17 protein-coding genes are annotated in these 19554 nt (G+C 60.4%); 2 read left to right on the plus strand and 15 right to left on the minus strand.

The genetic code is table 11. The features are described 5' to 3' along the window. Positions 1-31 precede the first annotated feature (31 nt). Positions 32-1165 carry a 3-phenylpropionate MFS transporter gene (locus ACYQ1P_RS01290; RefSeq protein ID WP_460018572.1) on the plus strand — a complete coding sequence of 378 codons (1134 nt, stop codon included), beginning with the start codon at positions 32-34 and terminating at the stop codon, positions 1163-1165. On the opposite strand, the gene ACYQ1P_RS01295 is transcribed toward ACYQ1P_RS01290, so the two are convergent. The 4 genes from ACYQ1P_RS01295 to ACYQ1P_RS01310 form a co-directional block, all read right to left on the minus strand. Continuing rightward, entirely contained in the window at positions 1162-1989 is an 828-nt protein-coding gene (locus ACYQ1P_RS01295) for an OmpA family protein (protein ID WP_460018573.1), read from the minus strand. The two genes, ACYQ1P_RS01290 and ACYQ1P_RS01295, sit on opposite strands and share 4 nt — an antisense overlap. A 12-nt stretch (positions 1990-2001) precedes the next feature. Further along, positions 2002-2745, minus strand: a complete 744-nt coding sequence (locus ACYQ1P_RS01300) for a MotA/TolQ/ExbB proton channel family protein (RefSeq protein WP_460018574.1) — start codon at positions 2743-2745, stop codon at positions 2002-2004. A 169-nt stretch (positions 2746-2914) separates the two neighbouring features. Then, the gene (locus ACYQ1P_RS01305; protein WP_460018575.1) at positions 2915-3367 is read right to left on the minus strand and encodes a DNA polymerase III subunit chi; all 453 of its coding nucleotides are present in this window, start codon (positions 3365-3367) and stop codon (positions 2915-2917) included. Between the two features lie 3 nt (positions 3368-3370). Further along, positions 3371-4879 (minus strand): leucyl aminopeptidase, encoded by a 1509-nt coding sequence (locus ACYQ1P_RS01310; RefSeq protein ID WP_460018576.1) that lies wholly within the window; start codon positions 4877-4879, stop codon positions 3371-3373. Between the two features lie 117 nt (positions 4880-4996). On the opposite strand from ACYQ1P_RS01310, the gene ACYQ1P_RS01315 reads away from it, so the two are divergent. After that, positions 4997-6856 carry a hypothetical protein gene (locus tag ACYQ1P_RS01315; RefSeq protein ID WP_460018577.1) on the plus strand — a complete coding sequence of 620 codons (1860 nt, stop codon included), beginning with the start codon at positions 4997-4999 and terminating at the stop codon, positions 6854-6856. Here the strand turns inward: ACYQ1P_RS01315 and ACYQ1P_RS01320 are convergent. The 11 genes from ACYQ1P_RS01320 to hypE all read right to left on the minus strand — a co-directional run bounded on the left by ACYQ1P_RS01320 (position 6853) and on the right by hypE (position 19552). After that, a complete protein-coding gene (locus ACYQ1P_RS01320; protein WP_460018578.1) occupies positions 6853-7818 on the minus strand; it encodes a lysylphosphatidylglycerol synthase transmembrane domain-containing protein in 966 nt (321 codons plus the stop codon). The genes ACYQ1P_RS01315 and ACYQ1P_RS01320 overlap by 4 nt on opposite strands. A 65-nt stretch (positions 7819-7883) precedes the next feature. Next, positions 7884-9068, minus strand: coding sequence for an AmmeMemoRadiSam system radical SAM enzyme (gene amrS / locus ACYQ1P_RS01325; protein WP_460018579.1), 1185 nt, complete (start codon positions 9066-9068; stop codon positions 7884-7886). Positions 9069-9111: 43 nt separating this feature from the next. Further along, positions 9112-9387: an amphi-Trp domain-containing protein gene (locus ACYQ1P_RS01330; protein ID WP_460018580.1), complete on the minus strand. Its 276-nt coding sequence runs from the start codon at positions 9385-9387 to the stop codon at positions 9112-9114. Continuing rightward, a complete protein-coding gene (locus ACYQ1P_RS01335) occupies positions 9384-10340 on the minus strand; it encodes a histidine phosphatase family protein (RefSeq protein ID WP_460018581.1) in 957 nt (318 codons plus the stop codon). Before ACYQ1P_RS01335 ends, ACYQ1P_RS01330 begins: the two co-directional genes overlap by 4 nt. 9 nt (positions 10341-10349) lie before the next feature. Further along, positions 10350-11381, minus strand: coding sequence for an HprK-related kinase B (locus tag ACYQ1P_RS01340; protein WP_460018582.1), 1032 nt, complete (start codon positions 11379-11381; stop codon positions 10350-10352). A 56-nt stretch (positions 11382-11437) separates the two neighbouring features. Beyond that, positions 11438-12334, minus strand: coding sequence for a GAK system ATP-grasp enzyme (locus ACYQ1P_RS01345; protein WP_460018583.1), 897 nt, complete (start codon positions 12332-12334; stop codon positions 11438-11440). Continuing rightward, positions 12327-13946, minus strand: coding sequence for a phosphotransferase (locus ACYQ1P_RS01350; protein WP_460018584.1), 1620 nt, complete (start codon positions 13944-13946; stop codon positions 12327-12329). Before ACYQ1P_RS01350 ends, ACYQ1P_RS01345 begins: the two co-directional genes overlap by 8 nt. A gap of 122 nt (positions 13947-14068) precedes the next feature. After that, entirely contained in the window at positions 14069-15406 is a 1338-nt protein-coding gene (locus tag ACYQ1P_RS01355) for a sensor histidine kinase (protein WP_460018585.1), read from the minus strand. Further along, a complete protein-coding gene (locus tag ACYQ1P_RS01360) occupies positions 15403-16854 on the minus strand; it encodes a sigma-54-dependent transcriptional regulator (RefSeq protein WP_460018586.1) in 1452 nt (483 codons plus the stop codon). The genes ACYQ1P_RS01355 and ACYQ1P_RS01360 overlap by 4 nt, the downstream gene beginning before the upstream one ends. After that, positions 16851-18500: a hydrogenase maturation protein gene (locus ACYQ1P_RS01365; RefSeq protein ID WP_460018587.1), complete on the minus strand. Its 1650-nt coding sequence runs from the start codon at positions 18498-18500 to the stop codon at positions 16851-16853. The genes ACYQ1P_RS01360 and ACYQ1P_RS01365 overlap by 4 nt, the downstream gene beginning before the upstream one ends. Continuing rightward, positions 18500-19552, minus strand: a complete 1053-nt coding sequence (hypE, locus tag ACYQ1P_RS01370; protein ID WP_460020114.1) for a hydrogenase expression/formation protein HypE — start codon at positions 19550-19552, stop codon at positions 18500-18502. The genes ACYQ1P_RS01365 and hypE overlap by 1 nt, the downstream gene beginning before the upstream one ends. Between the last annotated feature and the right edge of the window lie 2 nt (positions 19553-19554).

Here is a 19554-nt window from a genome sequence, read left to right on the forward strand (position 1 = left end):
ACCTGGAGCGCGGAGACGGGTATGGGAAGACATGAGCCTCTATCTGCGCCTGTCCCTGTTCTATATCGCCTATTTCAGCATGATCGGCATGCATCTGCCGTTCTGGCCTGTATGGCTGGAATCGCAGGGACTGACGGCCCGTGAAATCGGCTTTGTCATGTCGTCAAGCATCCTGATCAAGGTGCTGACCGGGCCGTGGATCGCCGGAATCGCCGACCGTAGCGGCCACCGGCGACGGCTGATGCGGACCCTTGCCCTACTCTCCCTGGGGATCTATCTCGCCTTCCTGGGAGGTGGGGGATTCTGGCATCTGTTGATCATCAGCTCCCTGTTCATGGTCACTTGGTCGGCGCTGATGCCGCTGTGCGAGAATCTCACCCTGCTGACCATCCACGACAAAGGCCTGCAATACGGACGCATTCGGCTATGGGGATCGCTGGCCTTCATCCTGTCCGCCGTGCTCTCCGGGCAGGTGCTGGAAGATCGCGCGCCGATGCTGATCTACTGGCTGATCCTGGGGGCCGTCCTGTTCGCCCTGCTGGCCACCGGGCCGCTTCCCGATACCCGCGCCGCGCCGCCGGAAAGCGGACATCCGCCGCTGCGGACCCTGCTCAGAAACGGGCCGTTCCTGCTGCTCTGCACCAGCGCGGCGCTGATTCAGGGCAGCCACGGAGTCTATTACGCCTTCGGCACCCTGCATTGGCAATCGGTGGGGCATGGGGAAAGCCTGATCGGGGCCCTGTGGGCGGAAGGGGTAATCGCCGAGATCATCCTGTTTTTCTTCGGTGCCCGGCTGATTGACCGATTCGGAGCCATTCCGCTGGTGCTGCTCGGCGGAGCGGCGGCGGCCCTGCGCTGGACAATCACCGGACTGACCGACGACCTGTCCCTTCTGGCGTCGGTTCAGGTGCTGCACGCCTTCACTTACGGGGCGACCCATTTGGGGGCCATGACCTATATCGCACGCACCATCCCGAGCGCCCATTCGGCGACGGCCCAGAGCCTTTACGCGGCGATGGTCATGGGTCTGGGAATCGGTCTGTCCATTTTCGCCGCCGGTTACCTGTATGCGGCGCTGGCCGGACAGGCCTACCTGTTCATGGCGCTGCTCGGGTTGGCCGGACTGAGCGGGGCCCTGCTGCTGCGGCGAGGGCAGGACGGTTAATCGTCCTTGGGCAGCACCGGTTCCTTGCTGGCCTCACCACTGACGATCAGCACCTCCACTCGACGGTTCTTGGCCCGACCTTCCATGGTGTTGTTATCGGCGATGGGTTCGCTATCACCGAAGCCCTGAATGGTGAATCGATTGCCGGGGAACCGTTTATCGGCGATGAAGTGATGCACCACCGAGGCCGCGCGGGCCGCCGACAGATCCCAGTTGGTGCGGTACATGCCGCCACCGCCCAGCGGCACATTATCCGTATGCCCGGACACCACGATCTTGCCCGCGGTATTGGCCAACACGGGAGAGAGCTTGTCGAGGGTCTCGCGGAATTGATCCGTCAGGTCGCCACTGCCCGACGGGAAGGCAATTTCCGACGGGAAGCGGATAACCACGCCATTGTCCTTCACTTCAACGGACATGCCCGACCCGGCGATTTCCTTGGAGATGGCCTGCTTGATCGCCTCCTCCAACTGTTTCTTTTCCAGCTGCTGCTTTTGCTCTTCGGCCATTTCCTTATGCCGGGCAAAGGCCTCCTTCAGGTTGATGCTGACCTGGGTGCTGGTGTTTTTTTCGCGTGTCGGATCAATATTTTCGGCGAATTTCCGTTTCACCGACCCGTCCAACTCGATGATCCCCTTGAGCTTGTCATCCTTGGCGATCCCGAAGGCATTGCGGACCGAGCCTGACAGCGCCTTGTACTTGACGATATCCATCTCGGCGAAGGTCAGCAGCAAAACGAACAAGGTCAGCAGCAGCGACATCAGGTCGGCGAATGTCACCATCCATAAGGGAGCACCAGCGGGACATTTGCATTCTGCGGCCATGGAGGGGCCTACCTATTCGTCGTCGTCGGCAAGCGCCGCGCGTTTGCTGACCGGCAAGTAGACGGCGAGGATTTCCTTCAACGCCATGGGGCTTTGGTTGCCATGAATCTGGATGATGCTCTGCACGATGAGTTCGTGGTTGTCGCGGTCGGCATTGTTCTTCAACGCCATCTTGTCGGCCAGCGGAATGGCGAACACGTTGGCGATCACCGCGCCGTAAAAGGTGGTCAGCATGGCCACGGCCATGGCCGGGCCGATGGTTTTCGGATCATCCATGTTGCTCAGCATCTGCACCAGACCGACCAGGGTACCGATCATGCCGAAAGCCGGCGCGGTATCGCCAATGCCCCGGAACATGGTTTCACTGATGGATTGACGGGCGATGGTCAGATTGACCTCGGTGTCGATGGTCGCCTTGATCACGTCGATGTTGTGACCATCGGTGCAGAGCTGGATGCCCCGCTTGAAGAAATCGTTTTCAATTTCCAGGCTTTCCAGGGCCAGCAGACCATTCTTGCGCACCAGTTCGGCCATTTCCAGGGACTTCTGGACCAGCACCAGGGAATCCGTCTTGGACATCTTGAAGCCGATGCTCAGTCCGGTCTTGAACGCCCCGCCCACCACGTTCAGCGGCATTTTGATCAGGACGGCGGAAATGGTGCCGCCGAACACGATCATCAGGCTGGGCACATTGATGAAGGAGCCGAGGTCCCCACCCAGCATAATCGCCACCACAATCAGCGTAAACCCGGCCACCAGGCCAATTATTGTCCCGAGATCCATTGCGTCTCTGTCTCGTCCCGTTGCGTGTCACATCCCAGGTCCGCCCCCGCTCGCACGGAATACCGGGACCTTGCGGGCGCGAGTTTAGCCGGTATTTTGATCGGTTTGAAGTCCTTGGTGTAATTATTGTTATTGCAGCGTTTCAGGAGGCTTTGCGCTCCCAGCGACCGGTCTCGGTTTGGCGCCAGTAAGTCAGCGTATGTCCGGCCGCCTTGTAGGCCGTCCAACGCTCCCGCGCCGCCTGCACCGCGCCGGGATCTTTGCCGTCGAACAAATCGAAACAGCGCTCGAATTCGGACAGCCGCCCGGAGGTGCTCCCCTCGGTCAAAAACAGATATTCGGCCCGGTTGGGGTTTTCGTCCTGGACGGTCAACCAGATGGGTTGGTCCGCCGGGTGGCCGCCCCGCGCCGCCCCATGGGGCAGCCAGGAATCGGCTTCATAGGTCCAAAGCACCGAATCCAGGGATTCGACGCGCTCCGCCGAACCGGCCACCACCACCGCCCGCTTGCCGGTCTCCAGCGTCCGTTCCAACAGCTTGGGCAGGGCGCGTTCCAGTCCCCAGGCCGTCAAGTGATAGAACGCGACCTCGGCCATGCCTCAGGACTCTTCATAGTTGTCGGCGACCAGACAGTCGAGCAGACGCACGCCGAACCCCGTGCCGCCCTTGGGCACCGTCGGCTTGTTTTTCTTCGACCAGGTGACCCCGGCGATATCCATATGGACCCAGGGCACATCGCCGACGAAGCGTTTGAGGAATTGCGCGGCGGTGATGCTGCCGGCCCCTCGACCACCGACGTTTTTCATGTCGGCGATCTCCGATTTGATCTGCTTGTCCCATTCCTCGCCCAGGGGCATCCGCCAGACCGGCTCCCCGACCTTGTCTCCGGCCGCGCTGACCGCCTTGGCCAGATCGTCGTCATTGGCGAAAATGCCCGCCACATGCTCGCCCAGGCCGATGATGATGGCTCCGGTCAGAGTCGCCAGATCAATCATCAGGCGCGGCTTGTAGGTTTCCTTGCAGTAATGCAGGGCGTCGGCCAGCACCAGCCGTCCCTCGGCGTCGGTATTGATCACCTCAATGGTCTGTCCGGACATGGAGGTCACCACATCGCCCGGTCGCTGGGCATCGCCGGAGGGCATATTTTCAACCAGACCGATCACTCCGACCGCGTGCACCTTGGCCTTGCGCCCGGCCAGCGTCTTCATCAAGCCGGTCACCACGCCAGCCCCGCCCATGTCCCATTTCATGTCTTCCATCCCCGCAGCGGGCTTGATGGAAATGCCGCCGGAGTCGAAGCAAACCCCCTTGCCGACAAACGCCAGAGGGGCTTTCGATTCCTTGCGCGTCTTGCCCTCGAGTCCATTCCATTCAAAGCACACGAGGCGGGATTCCTGGCTGCTGCCCTGGCCCACGGCGAGCAGGGCGTTCATGCCCAGCTTGCTCAACTCCCGCTCGCCCAGAACCGTCACCCGGACCCCGAGCGATTCCAGCTTCTGGGCCTCTTCGGCAAACGCCCCGGGGGTGAGGACGTTGGCCGGTTCCGAAACCAGATTGCGGGTCAGGAAGACGCCATCGGCGATTTTGTCCAGGTCGCCAAAAGCCTTTTTGGCCGCCTCCGGGTCCGGTCCATGGATTTTCATCGTCTTGAGGCGCGGCTTGTCATCCTTGTCTTCCTTGGTCCGGTACTTGTCGAACCGGAAGGAACGCAGACGCGCCCCAAAGGCCAGATGAATCGCCATTTCGGTGTAGGACAATTTGCTGTCGTCGAGGCTGTCGAGGCAGACCGACACGCTGCTCGCCCCGCAGTGGGACAACGCCCCGACCAACTCGCCACCCACATCCTGCATGCGCAGGTCGTCCAGATCCTTGGCCTTGCCCAAACCGACCAGATACAGCCGGTCGAGACCGCTACCGGCGGGGGCCAGCAGGCTGAGTCCCTGGCCCTTCTTGCCCTTGAACCGTCCGGCCTTGATGGCCCGGGAAAGCGCCCCGGCACTTTTCTCGTCGAAGGCCTGGGCCGTGGCGGTCAGCTTACCTCCCTCCAGGGCGGTCACCACGAGGGTGCCGGAATCGGGAACGGTCGGTTTGGCGAAAGTGATTTTCATAAGGGCTCTCCTCGGCGTCGCTGAAATGTAATGTAATGCGCGCGTCGGCGAACGCAAAGGTTTGTTGTGGGGAAAGGGTATGCTACATCCCGCAGCCAGACAGCTGTGGAGCCCTTCATGACCTCGATCCTATTCTATATGCCCGGTTTGGCCGATCTGCTCGGTCTGGCGGCGGTGCTGGCGGTGATGCTGGCGCTGATCGGCATCGGTGCCCTGGTGGGCGGACGGAGCCGTTATCGGGAAGCGGATTTGTGGAGCGGCTGGGCGGCGGTTACGGTGGTTTTTACCCTGTGCGGCACCCAATTTCCGGCGCTGCCGTTCCATTATCTGGCCTATGCGCTGTTCGCCCTCGCCCTGGTCGCCGCATGGTGGTCCCGGCGGCGGGACGGGACGCTCCTGCCTGAAGACATCGGCAAACTGCTGCTGATTGCCCTGCCTCTGGTCCTGATTGTCAGCGCCATGACCCCGTCGCAGTGGGACGAATTCTCCCAGTGGCTGTGGAGCGCCAAGTACCTGATCGAGGTTGACGGGCTGCCCGCCGCCGACCGACCGGTCAATCCGGCCAGCTTCCCCGCCTATCCCTACACCCTGCCGCTGATCACCTATCTGGCCAGCAGACTCGCCGGTTTTTTTGTTGAAAACGGCGGCGGCATCTTCAATACCCTGACCCTGGCGCTGTTCGCCCTGACTCTGGTCCGCCTGATCGAGCGGGCCATGGGCAAACCGACTCAGGCTCTGGGCCGCTGGGGATTGGTCGCCCTGGGACTGCTGTTGGCCACTTTGCTGAGTCCAACCTTCGTCCGCAAGCTGGTCTTCACCGCCTATGCCGAAGTGGGCACCGCCACCGCCGTGGCCATGGCCGGGCTGCTCGGCTGGCTGATGCTCGAAGCCTTGGCCGAGAATGATCGCCGGAAAGCCACCACCTTGGCGTGGCAGAGCGGTCTGGCCCTGTTGCTCGTCGCCAACCTGAAGCAGGGAAATCTGGCCCTGCTGCTGTTGATTCCCGCCGCCATCGGGGTCGCCGGGCTGCGCCATCCCGGAGTGCGGATCAACGACCTGCTGCGCTTGATGATTCTGATCCTGGGTCCGGCGGTGGCCCTTTTCATGGTCTGGAAGGGCTATACCGAGGCCGAGGGACTGGCGGCCCAGAGCATGAAACTCCGCGCCTTCGCCGATTGGCAGTTCCAAGTCCTGCCGCTGACCCTGGCCTCGGTGGGCAAGGTCATGTCGCAGAAAGTCGGCTATTTCGGCGGCATGTGGATCAGCGTCTATTTCGGCGTTCGCGCCCTGTGGCACTACCGTGGACCGTTCCACAGTCTGGCGCTGATTACCGCCACCGTCTTTCTCGGCTACAACGCCTTTCTGATTATTGCCTATATCTCCGTTTTCGGGGGTTACGAGGCCGAACGGGCGGCCTCCTACTGGCGCTACAACACCCATCTGGGCGGCCTCATGTGGGCCTGGGGCGTGTTTGGAATGGCCCTCTTGGTGCAGCGCAAATGGGGCGGCGCGCTTTCTCCGAAAATTTACGCTCTGGCCATTGTGGTCATGCTCGTCTTGCCGTTGGCCCTGGCCCCGAAGATTCGGTTTGATGCTAATCCTGTCAAAAGACAGGTCCGCGTCATCGGCAACGAATTACGGACGCTGCTGCCCGTCGGCAGCCGCCTCGCCCTCATTGATCCCACCGGCACCGGTGAAATGCCGTTGCAGTTGCGCTATTATATTTATCCGGTTGGTCAAGAAATTTTGCGGTGGAACCTGTTTAACCGACATGAGGATATGCCTCCACTGATTGACAAACTGACCCCGGATCATGCCTGGGCCCTCAGCCAGAACCCGGTCGTCCGGGACTATTTCGGCATTGACCTACCGACCGGCGCGGCCAGCCTGCTGAAGCGGCAGGACGATGGCGTTTGGATATTGGTCAAAAGCTGGCCGTACGTCGGTTATGACGATCCGTCCAACGTCAAGGACTAAGCGTTTTCTGTTGGCATGTCCTGGGGGACGTCGGCCATGCGGTCCCGCCCCAGCGACCAAATGATCCCGCCGGGTAGGGCACAGACCAACCCGACCCCGCCAAAGACCAAGGACAACGCCAGCGCCCCTTCGGCACTGACCCCGATCATCCCGAAGGCCGTGACCATGGCCCCTTCGCGCACGCCCCAACCGGCGATGGAGATGGGCAGAGTCAGAATCAGCAGCACCGGCGGCACCAGAAGAATACAATCCAGTGGCCCCACCGGCAGCCCCATACCCAACGCCAGCACCCAGACGGCCAGCGAAACATTGACATGCCCCAGTGCCGCCACGACCAGGGAACCAACGCCGCCCTGGAGGCTGAAAAACAGGCGCCGGGAATCGCGCGCCAGGGCCGCCAGCCCGCGCACCAGTCGCATTGAGTGATAGCGCTCGGGGAGGCGGTCGAGGCTCATCAACAGGCCGATCCCCGCCACCCCGGCCAGAGCCAGCGCTGGAAAAATCCACACGACCACCGGCGCATCAATGCGGGCCAGCAACAACGGCTGCACCCCGACCACCAGCAGGATCAAGGCAAAGACCGTCGCCAGCCGTTCCAGCATGACGCCATTGAAGGCCTGGGAGAATGTCAACCCGCTCTTGAACGCCTTGTAGATGCGCACCGCGTCGCCGCCCACCGCCGAGGGCAGCACCTGATTGAAAAAGGTCCCGACCAGAAACAGTTCAATGGTTTTGGAAAACGGCAACGGCGCGTGAATGGCCCGCTGCACGATCCACCAGCGCAGACCGCCGACCACCGTTTGCAGGCCGATAATCATCAGCACCGCTCCCAGTGGCGCCATCCAGCCCATGGTCCGCACCTGAGACCACACGGCGGCGGTATCCACGTTGCGCAACAGGAACCAGATCAAACCACCCGAAACACCCAGTTTCAGGGCCAGTCCCAGCCATTTCTTCAGCATGCCGGAGCACTCCCTTGCCAATGGGGCGCAGGTTTAGCACAGGACGACGCAAGAGCGAGAATTTTTCATCGCCCGAGGTGCAGCGGCTGCCGTTTGGGCCCCCAATCCCCCGGCGGACCGTCGAAAACACCGGCACAAAGGGTGCCGCAGGACCGACAATGCCCGTCGTTGGTCAGGTTCCAGGTGGAAAGTTGATACCAGTCCCTTCCGATGAGCCGTTCCCCGCAACCGGCGCAATAGGTGCTTTCCCGTTCCAGGTCATGGACATTGCCCACATAGGCATGACGCACCCCGTTGGCGCGGGCGATATCGCGGGCGCGGATCAGGGTGGCGTGGGGGGTCCGGGGCTTATCTTGCATTTTCCAATCAGGATGAAAGGCCGAGAAATGCATCGGCAGGTCCGGCCCCAACTCCCGCACCACCCAGCGGGTCATGGCGTCGATTTCTTCCGGGGAATCGTTTTCGCCCGGAATGAGCAAGGTGGTGGTCTCCACCCACACATCCGTCTCCCGCGCCAGATAAGTGAGGGTGTCCAAAGTCGCCGCCAGGGAGCCGGTGCAGAGCCGATGATAGAAATCCTCGGTGAAGGCCTTCAGGTCCACGTTGGCCGCATCCATATGGGCAAAGAACTCCCGGCGCGGGGCGGGGCTGATGTAACCGGCTGTGACCGCCACTGTGCGAATGCCCCGGTCATGGCAAGCCCGGGCGATGTCGATCACATATTCATGAAAGATCACCGGGTCGTTGTAGGTGAAGGCGACGCTGCGACAGCCGGTGCGCGCCGCCGCCTCGGCGATGACTTCCGGCGCGGCGGGAGATTGCAGTCGCCCGCCGTCCGTTGCCCGACCGGCCAGAGACAGAATTTCCGCTTGCCCGATCCCATTATCTAGCAATCGTTCAAAAACATTTGAGGAGCGATTTGCCGACTCGACTAATGTTTTTAAGAGCGATTCCTGACCCTTGGAAATGGACCAGTTCTGGCAAAATTTACAGGTCAAGTTACAGCCGACACTGCCCAGGGAGAGTATGGGGGTGCCCGGTAAAAAATGATTGAGCGGCTTTTTTTCGATGGGGTCGATGCAAAAGCCGCTGCTTTGACCATAAGTGGTCAGGACGATTTCACCGTTCACCGCCGCCCGGTTGAAGCAGAGCCCCAGTTGACCGTCATGGAGCTTGCATTCCCGGGGACAGAGATCGCAGCGGATCTGTCCGTTATCCAACTTGGTCCAGTATGTGGTCTTGTGAAACATCGCACCACCGTGACCTTTGGGTCTTGCCCGTGAGACCTCTGAGCTATTTGACTTTGACCATCAGGGGCTTCGTTTTCAGAGATCGCTCCGTATGGTTTTCCCAGGTGAGCCGGATCTGAATACGATTTCGATTGTCCTCCTGCGACGCCGTCAATTGCAGATTCAGCAATCCCTCTGGCTGCATCTGGATTTGATCATCGGCATCACTGAACGTGACCTTGCCCTTCGCGATACCCTCGGTCAGCGCCTTCAACAGCGCCTGAACGCTCTCCTGATTTTGCAGGGATTCGTGACGGAAACTGCTTTTTTGCCGTTTCATTTCGAAGTCTCCGTCAGCATGGCGACTAAGCTTTCAATCATCGGACGGAGGTCGGATTGTTTGAGCTTGCTCGCTGCTTGTTTGGGCGATAACCAGACCCGGCCCCGGTGGATTTCCTCCCAGTCCTTTTTCGGCAGCACCCGAGTGACCTCCATGGCGAAGACCTCGCAAGTGCAGTTCGCCCCCCATTTCTCATAGCTATAGTGCCCCAGAGCCTCGTCCCGAACAATTCCCAAGACTCCCGCCTCTTCCCGGGCCTCCAGGGCAGCCGATGCTTGGGCAGTCATACCGGGCTCTTTGATGCCTTTGGGCACCACCCAATGCTTCTGGCTGCTTGAGCGCACAACAAGAATCTCAATCTTGCCTTTTCTCAGACGGTACGGGATGACGCCGGATTGGGTGTAGTAATAGGCTGGGCGGTCTCGAAGTTCCGTGCCATTCGGCCCTGGAAAAGGAAATTTCTTGGGCAAATCCTTGGCTTTGGTAATCGACAACAGATGCCCGACGCCGGACTGAAGGCTCTGCCAGTCCTCGGGCATATTGAGCACCGCCAGATCCGCCATGCCCAGTCCCGTTCCTGACTTTCCACTCAAATGGGCCAGCAGGTTCTCCAAATCGGGATTGTGGCCCACCAACAAGACCCGGCGCGCCACGGGTGGAATCTCACCCAACAGCTTCAACATATTCCCCATGGAGGCTTTATAGAGTCGTGGGTCGGCGACAATCCCCTCGTCCCCCAAGCCCATCGCCTTACAGGCTTTGCGGGCTGTCTCCAGGGCGCGCTTGGCCGGGGAACAGATCACATAGTCCGCAACGAGAGCCTGACGTGCCATCCAGACTCCCATGCGCTGCACATCCCTTTTACCCATCTCATTGATAGGGCGCTCGAAATCCTTATCCCGAGACACGTTTTCAGCCTTTCCGTGACGAAGAATCAGCAGCTCGCGGATCATGTATTTCCTCTAAATCAAATTTTCGCGACAGTAACGGGCAAGCCCCGCGAAGTCGATACGTCCTTGTGCCTCATGGACCGGAACTCCCTTAAGCGCCTCCAGATAAGCCTGCGCCTCCCTGGTTTGATCTGCGGCCAGAAAGCGTCCATCAGATGATTGATAAAATGGCCCCGGCGACTTCATAATCGCGGCCAAAAGATCCCGTCGTTCTTGGAGATCCACCTGATCGACCGTCAACGGTCGCGTTGAGTCCCGCCGCCAGTTAAGGACCAACAAACCCGCCATTTCGGCCTGGTTCAGCCACTGTCCGCCCGGATAGATTTCATCAACGGGCACATCGTATTTCTCTTCGATCTGCCATAGGTCGCCTGGCGGCAGCGCCAAAAGAGCCTGACGCCGAACAGGGGAGAGCAGTCCGTGAAGGGCCGCATTATGGACAATGGTTCCGGGGTTGACCCGGGGCAGTTTGGCGATCCCCAATGCCCGGGAGCCTCCCTTTTGCTGCTTGATGAATAGCCGGTCATTGGTCAAAAAAGAGACGCCCGGGTCGTCCATCAAATTCAGCATCAGAGTCGATTTGCCACCGCCCGAGAAGCCTGCCATGGCCAGACACCGCCCCCGCCGAACCACCCCCGAGGCATGGCAAATCAACCAATCACGATTCTGCAGCCACGTCATATATTGGGCATTGATGAAGTTGATGAGTTGATTGTCGTTGCGCCGACAAGGACCGGCGGCGATCCGCAGCGTCTCGCTTTGCAAAAACAGCATCCCGGTTTGCACTTTGCGGAGCAGCCGCGCACCGGGCAAATCCACATAGCTATCTTTGCGCCCGCTTTTCTCCGGTGCCCGCGCCCAGTCGGTAAAATCCAGCCCCAGATCAAGCGCCTCGCGCTCAATGGCGAAGATCTCGATGGGACAAGGACGGGGAGAAACCACACGTGGACCAAAATAATCCCGCAGTTGCGCCATCAGGGCGGCAGAATTTGAGCGCAGGCTCAACCCGCATTCCCCCAAGTCAAGCGTCAGAACATCCTCCACCAACGCGGCCCCATCCATCAAGACCGTGGCGATATCTTCAATGTTCAAGGTGTCGCTCACCGGCGGCGTTCCAAATCGGAAATCACATGGGTCACATAGAGCGGTGCCACATCCAGGCCCAGGCCCTCCTTGGCCCCCCGGAAGCCCCCAAAGGCCGAGACTTCAAAAACCACCGGCCCATCCTCAGTTTCCGCCACGTCGACGGTGGTAAAATCCAGATCAAACAGAGCTTGGGCCTTGTGGGCCAAGGCGATCTGTTCAGACGTCGGCTGATGGGCCGCATAATGTCCACCACAGTGGATGGTGGTCGTCCAGGTCCCTTCCCGGGACACCCGGGCATAGGTCCCCAGGTATTTGCCCGCCAGGAACATCATGCCCATGTCACGCCCCGGAAGGGTGACCATTTTCTGGATATACATCACCGGATTCTCGGCCTGAAAAGCCGTAATTTGTTGAAACACCCGATCCGCCCCCGCCGCATGGTCGATCACGCACATGCCGCGCGCCTTGGTCGAATAGAGCGGCTTGAAAACAGCACAACCAAAGGCCGCGACGGTGGCAATCGCGGCGTCTCGGTTCTCGGTCACCCGGGTTTCGGGCATGGGAATGTCCGCATTACGCAGGGTCACCGTACAGCTCAAACGGTCGATCAGGCGTAATATGCTGCGCGCCGGACTGAACAAGCGTACCCCAGCCGCCTCGGCCACACGCAGCATCTCCAGTCGGTCGAGGGTGGCTGGGCTATATGTGGCACTGATCTTCTTGATCATGATCCCATCAAGCCCGCACAGGTCAATCCCTTGGGACATTAATCGGCCCTGCGCCAAATCCAATTCGACCCCTGCCATATCGACAACCAATCGGTTGCCGGTACGGGCCGCCACCGCATCGGCAAGGATTTCGGTCGACCATTTTCCGGGAATACCGACGACCCCTATTTTGAACTCAGTCAAAAAAGATCTCCTCAAGGGGCAAGTGAAAGGAAGCGGCGTGGCGGGGACGGGTCTCCAGAACCCGTTCCATCAAATAAATGGCCCGCAGATACATGGCATGGGCCATGGTTTTATCCAGAATAAAACGGGTGGATGTCGCAAAAGAGCGGGCCAATCCAAGGGCCAGACGCCAGTCAAAGGTCGTATCCCCGGCCCGGAGGGCCTCTTCTAAAGCAAAGCCATGAAAATCCCGGGCCACTCTTAAAATTCGTTTACGCAGCCTCTGGTCATGGATCTGCAAACGGTAATTGGAAACCATAAAGACCGCAACATCCTGCACGCAATCCATATGCTGGGAACGATGCAAGTCTATGAAGTTAATGTGGTTTTCTTTTGGATCATAGATAATGTTATCGACATTGAAATCGCCGTGAATATAGACCGAGAAGGGGGCCTTGACCTTGGCTTCGGCGTCTTTTGCGGCCTTTAGCAAATCCTCGAAACGTGGGAGCTTCTGGCCACAGACCGCCATGGCTCCTTGCTGGAACTCCGGGTGAATGGCGTAAACCTCATCAAGTCGGGCCGCTAATTGGTCCATATGCTTTGCCGGGATTGATCGGGGCGTACGGGTTTCCATCCACACGGACTTCAGGGTCTTGCTCAATTGCGCAAACGCCGCATCAAGTAAAGAGCGCGACTCATGGAGCAGAATTTGCTCGAAGGTCTGCCCGGCCAGATGTTCGATCAGCAGCGAGGCCGAGGACCCATTCTTTCGATAATACAGGATTTTTGGCGCCAGCCCTGGATGGATTTCGTTCCAATTTTCAACGCCCTGACGCTCTTCTTTCAGTTTGCGTTTGACCCCATCCTTGAAGATCGCCGCGAAATCACCGTTCGATTCATCCCGGATGCCCGAGATCCCGCTCCCTGAGCGAGTCTCGGCAAGGGGCTGGAAAGAAGTCTTCTCTAGGTCCAGATGCGCCACCGAATCTTTCAGAGAATTATAGCTCTCAATATTGACTGGTTTTTTCAAAAAGGTGGAAATCAGGGTCTCACTGATTATGCGCAAGCTATCGCCCATCTGCTCGACCGCCCTGAGCACAGACAGGGCCGCAACGATATCCTCGGTATTCTTACAACGTTTCAGGTCCGCTATATACTGGTCGGACAATCTCTGCATTTCAGTCTTCATGCGGTGTTTTTTAGCACCGATTTTCAGGGCCAGATGGGCATCTTGATCGTCCATGGCTTGTTCGGTCCAGCGGACGCGCTTCGCCACTTTCTGGAGAAGGGTGCCATAGGATTTACCTCGCAGGCTGCGACGGCGGGAGATCGTCTCGGCTCCCCGGACGCAACAGCGACAGAGTTCGGCGATTCTCTCCAATTCGGTCGCAATGAATTCCACGGCGCGAACGGGCTGGGCATCGCCATCCTTGCGCAACCTCCCGACGTGAGCGAGTCCACTCTCGTGGATGCGCAACCTCAGGTGATAGGCATAACCACCACGTTCGATGATTCGTTGTTTGGCCGAAGTTGAATCGGTCGCGAGATAGCGTTTGAGATTGGCTAGTTGGGTATCGACCTCGATGATTAAGAAATGCAAATTCTCAGAGATGCTTTTTGGAAGGTCCATCAGATGGAGGGCTCCAGATCAATCGCTTGGTGAAGATAAGATATGCCCGCAAAGTCCACTTGAGGGTAGCCCTATCTGCCCCATCCTGTAAAACATGTGCCCCCAATCGTTTTCTCAACTGTTCAATGGGATGTCGGCAGATCAAAGGCAAACAGGGCACCGCCATCGGGTCGGTTGGCAGCGGTGATCTCGCCCCCATGATCCTTGATGATGCCATAACTGATCCAGAGTCCCAGACCGGTGCCCTCGCCCACCGGCTTGGTGGTGAAAAAGGGATCAAATATGCGCACCAGATCCGCTTCCTGGATGCCGAGACCATTGTCCGACACGGCGATGCGGACCCGGTCGCCTTCGGCCTGGGCGGAGACCTGGATAATCCCTTCGGGATATCCGCGTACCGCGTCCATGGCATTCTTGACCAAATTGACAATAACTTGATGAATCTGCCCCGCGTGCCCGACGGCGACTAAGTTTTCCGGCAGGTCGGTTTCAATGCGCACGCGGCTTGTCTGCCCCTTGGCGGCCCAGCGCAGCGCCGTCTGCACGGTTTCGGTCAGGTCGAAAGGTTCCGGGGCCTGCTTGCCGGAAAACGACAACCGACGCAGACTCTTGACGATCTCGCTGACCCGTCCCGCACCTTCCAGGGTGCCCGCCAGCAGCGGGTCCAGATCGGCCAGCAGGGCATCAATGCGCAGGTCGTCGCGCAGGGACTGGAGGTCGTCCATCGACTCCCCCGCGTGCACCGCCTCCAGGTAGCGGGCCAGCCGTTGCCGGTAGCCATCGAGCACATGCACATTGCCGTTGATGAAACTGATGGGGTTGTTCAGTTCGTGCGCCACTCCGGCAACCAGCCGCCCCAGGCTGGCCATTTTTTCCGACTGGATGAGCTGCGACTGCGCCGCCTTCAGTTCGGCGTGGGTTTCGTTGAGTTGCCGGTAGGCGCGACGCAGTTCCCCCATGGGACGACCGATCAACACCGTGCCAGCGACCCGTCCCACCTGATCGATCAGCGAAGAGCAATTGAACGATATGGTTTCCGAGGGCGCACCGTCGCGGGTCTTGAGCCGCACGTCCTGATAGGCCCCGTGATCCTGACTGCCAATCCGGCGCAACTGGCTCAGGGCGCGGTTGTCGGTGGGATGCACCAGATCAAGCAACGGGCGACCGACCAGATTTTCCTCGGCCTCGCCGGTGATCAGCAAACAGGCGGCATTGACCTCGCGGACCTTCTGCATCCGGTCGCAGACAATCAGCACCTCGGACATGGACGACAACACGCTGTGGATGAACAACTGCGCCTTTTCCAGTTCGTCGTTCTTGCGCTCCAGTTCCACCTCGTGGCGGATCAAGTCCGAATAAACTTCTTCCATCTTGCCGACCACCTCGACCCAGGCTTTTTCCTGGAGGTCCGACAGACCGGGTGCGACCCCGGTCAATGGGGGGCGGGACAGGCCGCTCATGCGCCGTTCCCCCGCCCGAGTCCGTAACGCTGTAATTTGTTCCTTAAGCCGACCCGCGACAGGCCGACGTCCTCGGCAACCCGGCTGATATTGCCGCTGTGACGCGCCAAAGACTCGGCGAGCAGGCGGCGTTCCAGGGATTCAACTTGATCCTTGAGCTGACCGCGACCGAATCCGTTGTCATTCCCGGAGGGTGAACAGGGAGACACATTAGGCCCGGTGAGTTTGCGCGACAGGCAGGCGGCGTCGATCTCCGGGCCATCACAGAGCACCACCAGCCGCTGGATCTCGTTTTGCATCTCGCGCACATTGCCCGGCCAGGGATACCCGTGAAAGCGGGCCGCCACCCCCTCGCCCAGACGCAGGCCCTGCCGCCCGAACGCCTCGGTGATGTCCTTCAGCAATCGTTCGGACAGCAGGGGAATATCCATTGGACGCTCGCGCAACGGCGGGACGGGCAGCGGAAAGGCGGCCAGACGATAGAACAGATCCTCACGGAACCGCTTTTCCCGCACCTCCTGTTCCAGATGACGATTGGTGGCGGCGATCACCCGCACATCCACGCGGCGTTTTTGCAGGCCACCGAGCGGGCGGATTTCCCCTTCCTGGAGCACCCGCAGCAACTTGACCTGAAACGCCGCCGAGGTCTCGCCGATCTCGTCGAGAAATATGGTGCCGCCGTCGGCCTGTTCGAACAGGCCGATACGGTCCTCATAGGCCCCGGTGAAGGCCCCCTTTTTGCAGCCGAACAATTCGCTTTCCAGCAATTCATCGGGCAGCGCGCCGCAGTTCTCGACCACGAACGGCTTGTCGGCGCGACCGGAATTGTAATGGATGGCCCGCGCCAGCAACTCCTTGCCGGTGCCCGATTCTCCAGTGATCAGCACCGACACGTCATAGCCCGCCGCCCGCGCCGCCAAACGGCAGGTGTCGTCCATGGGACTGTCCGCATGGCGGATGATGTTGTCGAAGCCAAAGTAGGATTTGAGCGCCTGCTTGCGCTTGCCCAACTCCCGGCGCAGCGGCTCGACGGCCTGTTTCATCTCCACCGAGGCATTGAACGTGTCCCGCTGCAAATCGGCCAGTTGCACCGCCGAACGGACAATGTTCAACAGGTCCGGCGGGTCCCAGGGCTTGGTGATATAGCGATAGATCCCGGCGTCGTTGACCCCCTCGATGATGTCCTCGGCGTCCGTATAGCCGGACAGAATCATCCGCACCGGGTCCGGCCAGCGTTTGCGCACGGCGCATAGGAATTCAACGCCGGTGGTCTCCGGCATCCGCTGATCGCAAAGAATGGCCCGCACCGGCTCGCGCTCCATCAATTGCTCGGCCCGGGCGGCGCTGTCCGCCGTCAGCACATTGAAGTCATCGCCCAGGACCCGGGCAAGGGTCTCTAAGGAGCGCACTTCGTCATCCACCACCAAGATGGTCGGTCGCCCGCTCATGCCACGCCGCCTCCCATGGATCGACGATGCGGCGCTATGGTCAACGGCGTGCGAGACTTGGGGACACGATTAACAAAGTTATAGCGTGCCACATGATAACTGGGATCGAAGCCGTAAAAATTCAGTTTCATATGCGCCAGTTCTTCGTCCCGGTAGGCAGTCAGCGGCTTTTCCGATTCGTCGGCGGACCGGCGGGCGGCCTTGGCGGCCAGCAGATGACCCAATTCAGGAGAAGCTGCCAGAGCCTCGGCCCGCTGGATCAATTGGGCCTCGAAATCATCGAAACTGTCGTCCAGCAGCCCCAGAGACAGCGCCTGGGCCGTCCCCATGGGCAGCCGTGCCTGGGCGAGGATTTGCGCCTGTTTGGGGCTGGTGCGTCGGGGGAGCAGATAGGTCCAGAACTCCGACCCATAGAGATTGCCCATGCCCTTGTAATGGGGATTAAGGATCACCCCGCGCCGCGCCCAGACCCGGTCGGCAGCCAGGGCCAGGAACACCCCGCCCGCCCCGGCATTGCCGCGCAAGGCGGCGATGACAAGCTTGTCGGTGCGCCGGATGATCGCTTCGGCCAGATCGTCCATGGCATTGATATTGGACCAGGATTCGTCAGCCGGTCGGTCGGCGTTCTCGATGGTATTGAGATGGATGCCGTTGCACCAGAAATCCGGCCCGCCCATCAGCACCACCAGCCTTTCCGGCCCGGCACAGGCCGCTTCGAAGGCGGACTTGAGATGTCGGCACTGCTCGGTGCTCAAGGCACCATTGTGCACGGGAAAGTGCAGGTAACACACACCACCCGCCCGGTCGCTCCATATTTCCCTATAGTGTCCCGCTGTTTCTGGCAGATCGGCCACCAAATCAGCCAGCACTTCCGTCGCCGGTAATTTGATCGCCGCTTCCCTGCCCCAATCGCGTAAACGCCCGATCCAGATCGCGCCATCCCCCGTTGCCCGACAGACGGCGGGGCCGCAACGGGCGATCAGCGCCCCCGGTTCGCCGCTGAGTTCCGTTTCTGGATGGGCATCGAAAAGCGACAGATCCCGACCGAGGCTTTTGTCCCGCACCCCCGGAAAGCCGTCGGCAGCATGAATCTTGCGCAGCACGGTTTGGGTGGAATCCCTGCCCCAGTCGATGGCCCGGTCGGCCTGGGTCATGGCCGGACGGGTGACGGATTTGGTCTGCGGCGTCCCCGGTTCGTCAAAGGCTTCCAGCGCTTCCTGCAATGCCTCGACCGCGCCCTCGGTGACCTCGTTGCGGTAGAGGCTGGCCTTCGGCGCGGGGCGCATGGGAAATGTCTGTCCGGCACGAATATTCCCGGCGTCCAGTTCAGCCGCCGCTTCCAAAAGGGTGACTCCCCAGGTCTCGGCCCCTTCTTGAATGGCCCAATCCAGGGACGACGGCCCCCGGTCGCCCACCGGTCCCGGATGAACGATCCAGCACGGAAGGCGGGTCCATAGGTCTTCAGGAATGGCCCGCTTGAGGAACGGGGCGAGCAATAAATCCGGCTTGAACAGGTCCACCGCCTCGCGGGTCACCGCGTCGTTGATGTCGAACTCCACCGCCACCTCGTGCCCCCACCCCCGCAGCTCGACGAACAACCGCTGGGCCAGGGAATTGAAGGCATGGGTGAGCAGCAAAATCCGCATCAGCAGATCCTCGGCAATTGTTCCCCGTGCAGCCAATCGACCACCCGCTGACCACCGAACAGGGTTTCCATGCGCACGAAGTGATGGGGATCGGCCACCACCTCGCCGATGATCGCCGCATTCTCGCCCAAGGGATGGGCGCGCAGGGCGGCAAGCAAAGTCTCCGCCACGTCCGGCTTGCAGATGGCAATCAACTTGCCCTCGTTAGCCACGTTAACCGGGTCCAGTCCGAGCAATTCGCAGGCCCCCTTGACCTCGGGACGCACCGGAATGGCCGCCTCGCGCAGGGTCATGCCGACCCCGGACTGTCCGGCGATTTCGTTCAGGGTTGCCGCCAAACCGCCACGGGTCGGGTCGCGCAGGCAACGCAAGCCGTCCGGCACCGCCGCAACCATCTGGTCGATCAAGCCATTGAGCGAGGCGCAATCAGACAGAATATCGGTCTCGAAGGTCAGGTTTTCGCGCTTTGACATGACCGCCACTCCATGGTCGCCCATGGTGCCGCTTACCAGTATCGTGTCCCCAGGTTTTGCCTGATCCCCGGAGAGGGTCAGCCCCTCGGGCAGAATGCCGACGCCTGCCGTGTTGATGAACACCCCGTCGCCGCTGCCCTTCTCCACCACCTTGGTATCTCCGGTGATGATCATGACCCCGGCCTCCCGCGCCGCCCGGCCCATGCTGTCGATGATTTTTTTCAGATCAGCCAGCGGCAAGCCTTCTTCGAGGATGAAACCCGCCGACAGGTATAAGGGCTTGGCCCCGGATAGCGCCACGTCATTGACCGTCCCATGCACCGCCAGCGCCCCGATATCGCCACCGGGAAAGAACAGCGGCTGCACCACAAAGGAATCGGTGGACATCACCATGCGCCCGGCGGGCACCTCGAAGCGCGCCTGATCGTTGCCCTGACGCAGCAGATCGTTGTCGAAGGCCTCGACGAACAACTCGTCAATGAGCTGCGCCATGGCCCGCCCCCCGGCCCCATGGGACATCTCCACCCGCCCCTCCCGGAGGTCCAGCTTACGGGGATATTTCTTGCGCGGTTTGTCCATGG

It is taken from the genome of Magnetospira thiophila (assembly GCF_054657015.1).